This is a genomic window from Streptomyces sp. NPDC059524, assembly GCF_042749255.1.
Lineage (GTDB): Bacteria > Actinomycetota > Actinomycetes > Streptomycetales > Streptomycetaceae > Streptomyces > Streptomyces xanthii.
The window spans coordinates 1-8,216 of record NZ_JBHYTK010000084.1 but is presented as its reverse complement, the minus strand read 5'-3'; the positions used below and the strand labels follow the sequence as shown (position 1 = coordinate 8,216).

Below are 8,216 nucleotides of genomic sequence, written 5' to 3'. Positions count from 1 at the left end.
GGTGGGAGAAGGGGGCGGGCCAGGCCCGTAGGCCAGCTCCGGGAGGCGAAACACGCGGAGCCAGACAAGCGCCGCCAGGGGCGCGGGGAACTGCGCGACCAACCACGACGACGCCGCATCCCACGACCACCCTCAGCCACTACGGCGGCGGCGCCGCTCCAGCCGAAGGGGGCCGCCCCAGGCGGCAGACTGCGCACCCAGGACCGGAGTACTGACCAGAGGCCAGGGCGATCGCATGCGAACCCGGGGGCTGGAGTTCCGCCCAAGGCCGGGCGCCGGGCCGACGCCCCCGGAGGGGGCGGGCGGGCGGGAGCTGGCGACGGGCCAGGCCAGAGGGCCGGCTCCGGGAGGCGAAACACGCCGGGCCACACAAGCGCCGCCAGGGGCGCGGGAAACCGCGCGAGCAACAGGGCCAAGGAGATCGCATGCGAGCCCGAGGGTTGGAGTTCCGACAAGGGCTGGGCGCCGGGCCGACGCCCCCGGAGGGGGCGGGCGGGTGGGAGCTGGCGGCGGGCCAGGCCAGAGGGCCAGCCCCGGGAGGCGAAACACGCCGGGGCAGAAGGCGCCGCCAGGGGCGCGGCGAACCGCGCGAGCAACAGGGCCAAGGCGATCGCATGCGAGCCCGAGGGTTGGAGTTCCGACAAGGGCCGGGCGCCGGGCCGACGCCCCCGGAGGGGGCGGGCGGGTGGGAGCTGGCGGCGGGCCAATGCAAAGGGCCGGCGCCGGAGGCAAAGCGCGCCGAGACAGACAGGCGCCGCCAGGGGCGCGGGGAACTGCGCGACCAACCACGACGACGCCGCACCCCGCGACAACTCTCTCAGCCCCAACGGCGACCCCACGGCACCCGGCCGACCCTCAACCCAACGGCGACGACCCGCAGTCGCTACGGCGGGCCGGGGCACCCGAACCCCACCCCAGACAACCGACCCCGCGCGCACAAATAACGGCCGAACCCCCGGAGGGCTACGCCGACATGGGCCGCTGCACCCGAATCGACTGGAGCAGTCCCACCGCCACCCACACGGCGAACATCGACGAGCCTCCGTACGAGACGAAGGGCAGCGGCAGGCCCGCCACGGGCATGATGCCGAGCGTCATGCCGATGTTCTCGAAGGCCTGGAAGGCGAACCAGGCGATGATGCCGGCGGCGACGATCGTGCCGTACAGCTCCGTCGTCTCGCGGGCGATGCGACAGGCCCGCCACAGCAGGACACCGAGGAGCAGCACGATCGCACCCGCCCCGACGAACCCGAGCTCCTCGCCGGCGACGGTGAACACGAAGTCCGTCTGCTGCTCGGGCACGAACTGCCCGGTGGTCTGCGAGCCGTGGAAGAGCCCGGAGCCGGTGAGCCCGCCGGAGCCGATCGCGATGCGCGCCTGGTTGGTGTTGTAGCCGACACCGGCGGGGTCGAGCGCCGGGTTGGCGAACGCCGCGAACCGGGCGATCTGGTAGTCGTCGAGGACGCCGAGCTTCCAGACGGCGACGGCCCCGGCCGCGCCGACGCCGATGAGCCCGAGCACCCACCGGTTGGACGCCCCGGAGGAGAGCAGCACGCCGAGCACGATCATCACCATGACCATGACGGACCCGAGGTCCGGCATCAGCATGACGATCATCATGGGGACGGCGGCGAGCCCGAGGGCCTGCATGACGGTCCGGTGGTCGGGGTGCTCCCGGTCACCGGCGTCGACGCGCGCCGCGAGCAGCATCGCCATCCCGAGGATGATCGTGATCTTCACGAACTCGGAGGGCTGCAGCGAGAAGCCGCCGCCGATGATGATCCAGGCGTGCGCGCCGTTCACCGTCGCGCCGAGCGGGGTGAGGACGAGCAGCACCAGGAAGACGGAGATGCCGTAGAGGATCGGGACGGCGGTGCGCAGGGTGCGGTGGCCGAGCCAGATCGTGCCGACCATCAGCGCGAACCCGATGCCGGTGTTGAGCAGGTGCCGGAAGAGGAAGTAGTACGGGTCGCCCTGGTTGAGCTCGGTGCGGTTGCGGGTCGCCGAGTAGACGAGCGCGGCGCCGATGAGGGAGAGCGTGACCGCGGAGAGCAGTATCGGCCAGTCGAGCCGCCGGGCGAGCGAGTCGCGGGCCATGAGCCGCGACATGGTGGAGCGCTGGGGCCCGTACCCGGAGACGGAGAAGCCATTGGTGCCGGCCATGGGTGGTCAGTCCCTCCTGCCGTACGTGGAGGCGGGCAGCGCGGCGGCGAGTTCCTGCTCGGCGGGCGGCTCCTCCTTCTGCGGCGCGTACGGTTCGATCTTCGGCGCGTCGATCGAGCCGTCGGACCCGATCTTCGGCAGGGAGGTCTGCGGCGAGGGCAGCAGGGCCTTCTTCTTGTTCTGCTTGCCGTTCTCGTCGAGGCCGTAGATGGCGTCGTAGATCTTGCGGACGGCCGGTCCGGACGCGCCGGAACCGGTACCACCCTGGGAGATCGTCATGACGATCGAGTACTCCTTGGTGTACGTCGCGAACCACGAGGTGGTCTGCTTGCCGTAGACCTCGGCCGTACCCGTCTTGGCGTGCATCGGGATCTTGTCCTGGGGCCAGCCGCCGAAGCGCCAGGCCGCCGTACCGCGGGTCGCCACTCCCGCCAGTGCTTCGTCTATCTCGTCGCGGGTCTTCTTGGTCATCGGGAGCTTCCCGTTGACCTTCGGCTGGAGCTCGGTGACCTGCTTGCCGTCGGGGCTGATGACGGCCTTGCCGACCTCGGGCCGGTGCAGGGTGCCGCCGTTGGAGATCGCCGCGTAGATCGACGCCATCTGGATGGGGGTGACGAGGGTGTCGCCCTGGCCGATGGAGTAGTTGACCTCGTCACCGGCGCGCATCTGGTTGCCCTCCAGGCAGTTCTCGTAGGAGAGCCGCTGGATGTAGTCACCGCCCTTCTTGGCAGCCTTGCACCAGGCGTCCTTGTTGGCCTTCCAGAAGTCCTGCTTCCACTTGCGGTCCGGGATGCGGCCGCTGACCTCGCTGGGCAGGTCGATGCCGGTCTTCTTGCTGAGGCCGAACTGCTTGGCGGTCTTGAAGAACCAGTCGTTGGCGTTCTTCTTCGGCTTGGTGCCGCCGTCCTTCTTCCACTCGTTGTGCGCGAGTCCGTAGAAGACGGTGTCGCAGGAGACCTCGAGGGCGCGGCCGAGGTTGATCGGGCCGAAGTTCTCCGACTCGAAGTTCTTGAAGACCTGGTTGCCGATCGAGTACGAGCTGGTGCAGGGGTAGCGGCCGTTGAACGGGTAGCCCGCGTTGACCGCGGCGGTCGTCGAGACGACCTTGAAGATGGAGCCGGGTGCGGCCTGGCCCTGGGTGGCGCGGTTGAGCAGCGGGTAGTTGGACTTCTTGCCGGTGAGCTGGGCGTAGTCCTTGCCGCTGATGCCGCCGACCCAGGCGTTCGGGTCGTAGGACGGGTTGGAGGCCATGGCGACGACGCGGCCGGTCTTGGCCTCCATGACGACGACGGCGCCGGAGTCGGCCTTGTAGTTCTCGCCGGTGTTCTTGTCGAACTCGTGGCGGGCGGCCTTCATCGCCTCGTTGAGCTCGTACTCGGCGACGGACTGGACGCGGGCGTCGATGGAGGTGACGACGTTGGCGCCGGGCTGGGCGTCGTCGCTCTTGGCGCGGCCGATGACCCGGCCGAGGTTGTCGACCTCGTAGCGGGTGACGCCGGCCTTGCCGCGCAGTTCCTTGTCGTACGTGCGCTCCAGGCCGGAGCGGCCGACCTGGTCGGAGCGCAGGTACGGGGACTCGGTGTCCTTGGCCTGCTCGATCTCGGCGTCGGTGACCGGGGAGAGGTAGCCGAGGACCTGTGCGGTGTTGGAGCCGCCGGGGCCCGCGTAGCGGCGGACGGCGGTGGGCTCGGCGGTGATGCCGGGGAAGTCCTCGCCGCGCTCGCGGATCTGCAGGGCCTGCTTGGGGGTGGCCTCGTCGGTGATGGGGATGGGCTGGTACGGCGAGCCGTTCCAGCAGGGCTGCGGCGTCTTGGCGTCGCACAGCCGGACCTTCTCCATGACCTCCTTGGGCTTCATCCCGAGGACGTCGGCGAGCTTGGTGAGGACGCCCTTGCCGTCGTCCTCCATCTTCATCAGGTCGGTGCGGGAGGCGGAGACCACGAGGCGGGTCTCGTTGTCGGCGAGGGGGATGCCGCGGGCGTCGAGGATCGAGCCGCGCACGGCGGGGGTGACGACCTGCTGGACGTGGTTGCCGGAGGCTTCCTTGGCGTACTCGTCCCCGTTGCGCACCTGGAGGTACCAGAGGCGGCCGCCGAGGGTGAGCAGGAGCGAGAGGACGAGGATCTGCAGCACGATGAGGCGGATCTGGACGCGGGGCGTCCGTCCGGTCTCAGGAATGTTGGTCACAGGCGCTTGACCCCCTTGATGCGTCCCGCGCGCGCCGAGCGCGCCTTGACGGCCTTCATCCGCAGTCCGCCGCGCTGGCTGCCGATGCGCAGCCCGGTGCCGGAGGAGAGCCAGCCGGCGGAGACGTCGGTGGCCTTGGAGCCGCCGCCCGCGCTGTCGGCCAGCGGATCGTTCTCGGCGCGTCTGGCGAGGGCCATGACGCCGGGCACGACGAACGGGGCGAGCAGCAGGTCGTAGAGCGCGGCCGTGAAGAGCAGGCTGCCGAGGCCGACGTGGCGGGCCGCGGTGTCTCCGACGAGGGCGCCGACGCCCGCGTACAGGAGGGTGGTGCCGACGGCGGCGGCGACCACGACGAGCATGGGGCCCGAGGCGGTCCGCAGCCGTCCGTTGTCGGGCTTGGCGAGGCCGGCGAGGTAGCCGATGACGCACAGGACGAGGGCGTAGCGGCCGGCCGCGTGGTCGGCGGGCGGGGCGATGTCGGCGAGGAGTCCGGCGCCGAAGCCGACGAGGGCGCCGCCGACGTGTCCGTAGACGAGCGCGAGCCCGAGGACGGTCAGGAGCAGCAGGTCGGGTACGGCGCCGGGCAGTTGGAGCCGGGACAGGATGCAGACCTGGACGACCAGGGCGACGACGACGAGGACGGAGGACAGGAGGATCCGGTTGACGCGCATGTTTCTCGGGTCCCCCTGCTACTGGTCGGTGTCGTCGGCCGCGTTGTCGCCGGCCGCGTCGGTGTCTGCCGGGTTGTTCCGGGCCGGGTCGCCGCCGGCTTCGTCGTTCCCCGCCTGGTTGTTCTGGGCCGGATCGTTCTGGGCCGGGTTCTCGCCGTTCGCGGGCGCCGAGGGGGTCGCGGTGACCGTGACGGTCGGCGCGGGCTTCGGCTTGGCGGGCAGGACCTGGTCGCGCGGGTCGGTGCGCGGGGCCTGGACGACGATGCCGACGATGTCGAGCTTGGTGAAGCCGACGTACGGCTGGACGTAGACGGTACGGGTCAGGTCGCCGCCGGACGGGTCCACGCGGACGACCCGGCCGACCGGGACGCCGGGTACGAAGGGCTTGTCGGCCTGCGAGCCGAAGGTGACGAGGCGGTCGCCCTTCTTGACCTTGGCCTTGCCGTTGAGCAGCTGGACGCGCAGCGGGCGGTCGCCCTGGCCGGACGCGAAGCCGAGCTCGTCGGTCTTCTCCATGCGGGTGCCGACGGTGAAGTCGGGGTCGTTGGCGAGCAGCACCGTCGCGGTGTTGGGGCCGACGGTGGTGACGCGGCCGACGAGCCCGTCCCCGTTGAGGACGGTCATGTCGCGCTTGATGCCGTCACTGGCACCCGCGTCGATGGTCACGGTCCAGGAGAAGCCCTGTGCGGACCCTATGGCGATGACCTGCGCCCCCTTGATGCCGTACTGGCCGGCTCCGGCGGTCTTCAGCATGCTGTCGAGCTGGTGGATCTTGCTGCGGTTGCGGTCGTCGCTGCCGAGCTTCGCCTTCAGCGCCGCGTTCTCCCGCTCGAGCCGGCTGATCCGGTCGTGCCGGGCTCCGGAGTCGCGTACCGCGCTTATGGCGTTGCCGATCGGATCGACCGCTCCGGAGACGCCGTTCTCCACCGGGCCGAAGACCTTCGCGGCGGCCTGGCGGGCACCCTGGGCCGGCGAATCCTCTCCACCCCGGATGTCCACCGTGATCAAAGCGAACGCGATGGCGATCAGCAGCACCAGGAGCAGCCGGCTCTCTCGTGTGTCCCTCACGTGCGGCGGCCGTGCCTTCCTCAATCAGAAATCAGAAAACGGGTCACTCAGTATGTCTGGGATATCTGGTGTGTCTGGGATGTCGCGGAAATTTTTATTGTCTTGCGATGTCTGGGTCGTGCGATGTCTTGCCTATATATCAACGATCCGCCGCACGAAGTGGCAGGCACTCGTGCGGCGGACCCACCCTTTAAGGTGTGCGCGCTTCGCTCATCGGCGCGGCTGGGCGTCCAGCACCTGCTGGAGCGCCTCGAACTCCTCCACGCACTTTCCGGAACCGAGGGCCACCGAGTCCAGCGGGTCCTCGGCGATGTGGATCGGCATGCCGGTCTCGCGGCGCAGCCGCTCGTCGAGGCCGCGCAGCAGGGCGCCGCCGCCGGTGAGGACGATGCCGCGGTCCATGACGTCGCCCGAGAGTTCGGGCGGGCACTTGTCGAGGGTGGTCTTCACCGCGTCGACGATCGCGTTGACCGGCTCCTCGATCGCCTTGCGCACCTCGGCGGCCGAGATGACGACGGTCTTGGGCAGTCCGGACACGAGGTCGCGGCCGCGGATCTCGGTGTGCTCGTCGGAGTCCAGGTCGTACGCGGAACCGATCGTGATCTTGATCTGCTCGGCGGTCCGCTCACCGAGAAGGAGCGAGTACTCCTTCTTGATGTGCTGGATGATCGCGTTGTCCAGTTCGTCGCCGGCGACCCGGATCGACTGTGCTGTGACGATTCCGCCGAGCGAGATGACCGCGACCTCCGTGGTGCCGCCGCCGATGTCCACCACCATGTTGCCCGTGGCCTCGTGGACCGGGAGGCCGGAGCCGATGGCCGCGGCCATGGGCTCCTCGATGATGTGCACCTGGCGCGCGCCGGCCTGCGAGGAGGCCTCGATGACCGCGCGGCGCTCGACGCCGGTGATGCCGGAGGGTACGCAGACCACGACGCGAGGCCGAGCGAGGTAGCGCCGCTTGTGGATCTTCAGGATGAAGTAGCGGAGCATGCGCTCGGTGATCTCGAAGTCGGCGATCACACCGTCCTTGAGCGGACGCACGGCGACGATGTTGCCCGGCGTGCGCCCGATCATCTTCTTGGCTTCGGCGCCGACCGCGAGGATGCCACCGGTGTTGGTGTTGATCGCGACCACGGACGGCTCGTTGAGTACGATCCCGCGGCCCCTGACGTACACCAGCGTGTTGGCGGTCCCGAGGTCGACAGCCATGTCACGGCCGATGAACGACATTGAGTTCCCCATCAGGATTCGTCTGGCCTTCCCAAGTGGAGCGTTTGATTGCTTGTCAGGTAGGCGAGGTTGGACGCGGTGCGCGCGTGGAGGCTCCATCGTAGTCTCGCCTGCACACGCGCGGCGCGAGGGTCTTCGCCATTGTCAGCAGATGAATCCCCGCCCCGCTATTGGGGACGTGCCGACGGGGGGTCGCGTTCCCCCGATCGGGGCGCATATGCCAAAGAGCGGCCTGATTTCTCGGGCCGCTCATGGATCGGACGGGTCAGACGAGACCCGGGAAGAAGATCTTCAGCTCGCGCTCGGCGGACTCCTCCGAGTCCGAGGCGTGGATCAGGTTCTCCCGGACGATGACGCCGAAGTCGCCGCGGATCGAGCCCGGGGCGGCCGCGATCGGGTCCGTCGGGCCGGCCAGCTGGCGCACGCCCTCGATGACGCGCTCGCCCTCGACGACCAGTGCGACGACGGGGCCGGAGGACATGAACGCGACCAGCGGCTCGTAGAACGGCTTGCCCTGGTGCTCGCCGTAGTGCTGCTCCAGCGTCTCCTGGCTCAGGGAGCGCAGCTCCAGGGCGCTGATCGTCCACCCGGCCTTGCGCTCGATGCGGCCGATGATCTCCCCGATCAGGCCACGGCGGACCGCGTCGGGCTTGAGCAGGACGAGCGTGCGCTGGGTCATTCGGCTGGACTCCTTGTACGGCCTTGGGTGTGCGGTGCGGCTGAGTTTACGGGGGCCATGGGGCGCCCTGGGCCCGGCCCCTCGTCCCGGGTCCACCGGTTCGTCGCCGGGTGCGGGCCGGTGGGGCTTCTCGCGCAGTTCCCCGCGCCCCTGAAATGCAGACCCTTCGGGTCGCATTTCCCCGAGGAAGGCGCAGCCTTCCCAGGGGCGCGGGGAAC

6 protein-coding genes are annotated in these 8,216 nt (G+C 69.8%); all 6 read right to left on the bottom strand.

Translation table 11 applies throughout. From position 1 onward, the window contains the following. Positions 1–963: 963 nt before the first annotated feature. The 6 genes from rodA to ndk all read right to left on the bottom strand — a co-directional run bounded on the left by rodA (position 964) and on the right by ndk (position 7,998). Positions 964–2,163: a rod shape-determining protein RodA gene (gene rodA / locus ACFW9D_RS22785; RefSeq protein ID WP_188338959.1), complete on the bottom strand. Its 1,200-nt coding sequence runs from the start codon at positions 2,161–2,163 to the stop codon at positions 964–966. Between the two features lie 6 nt (positions 2,164–2,169). Continuing rightward, positions 2,170–4,350: a penicillin-binding protein 2 gene (mrdA, locus tag ACFW9D_RS22780; RefSeq protein ID WP_188338958.1), complete on the bottom strand. Its 2,181-nt coding sequence runs from the start codon at positions 4,348–4,350 to the stop codon at positions 2,170–2,172. Next, a complete protein-coding gene (mreD, locus tag ACFW9D_RS22775) occupies positions 4,347–5,021 on the bottom strand; it encodes a rod shape-determining protein MreD (RefSeq protein ID WP_188338957.1) in 675 nt (224 codons plus the stop codon). Before mreD ends, mrdA begins: the two co-directional genes overlap by 4 nt. Before the next feature lie 18 nt (positions 5,022–5,039). Next, on the bottom strand, positions 5,040–6,089 hold the full coding sequence (gene mreC, locus ACFW9D_RS22770) for a rod shape-determining protein MreC (protein ID WP_223206139.1): 1,050 nt from the start codon (positions 6,087–6,089) through the stop codon (positions 5,040–5,042). A 210-nt stretch (positions 6,090–6,299) separates the two neighbouring features. Further along, complete coding sequence (locus ACFW9D_RS22765) at positions 6,300–7,319, bottom strand: rod shape-determining protein (protein ID WP_059131610.1); 1,020 nt, start codon at positions 7,317–7,319, stop codon at positions 6,300–6,302. Positions 7,320–7,584: 265 nt separating this feature from the next. Further along, the gene (gene ndk, locus ACFW9D_RS22760; RefSeq protein ID WP_161300954.1) at positions 7,585–7,998 is read right to left on the bottom strand and encodes a nucleoside-diphosphate kinase; all 414 of its coding nucleotides are present in this window, start codon (positions 7,996–7,998) and stop codon (positions 7,585–7,587) included. Between the last annotated feature and the right edge of the window lie 218 nt (positions 7,999–8,216).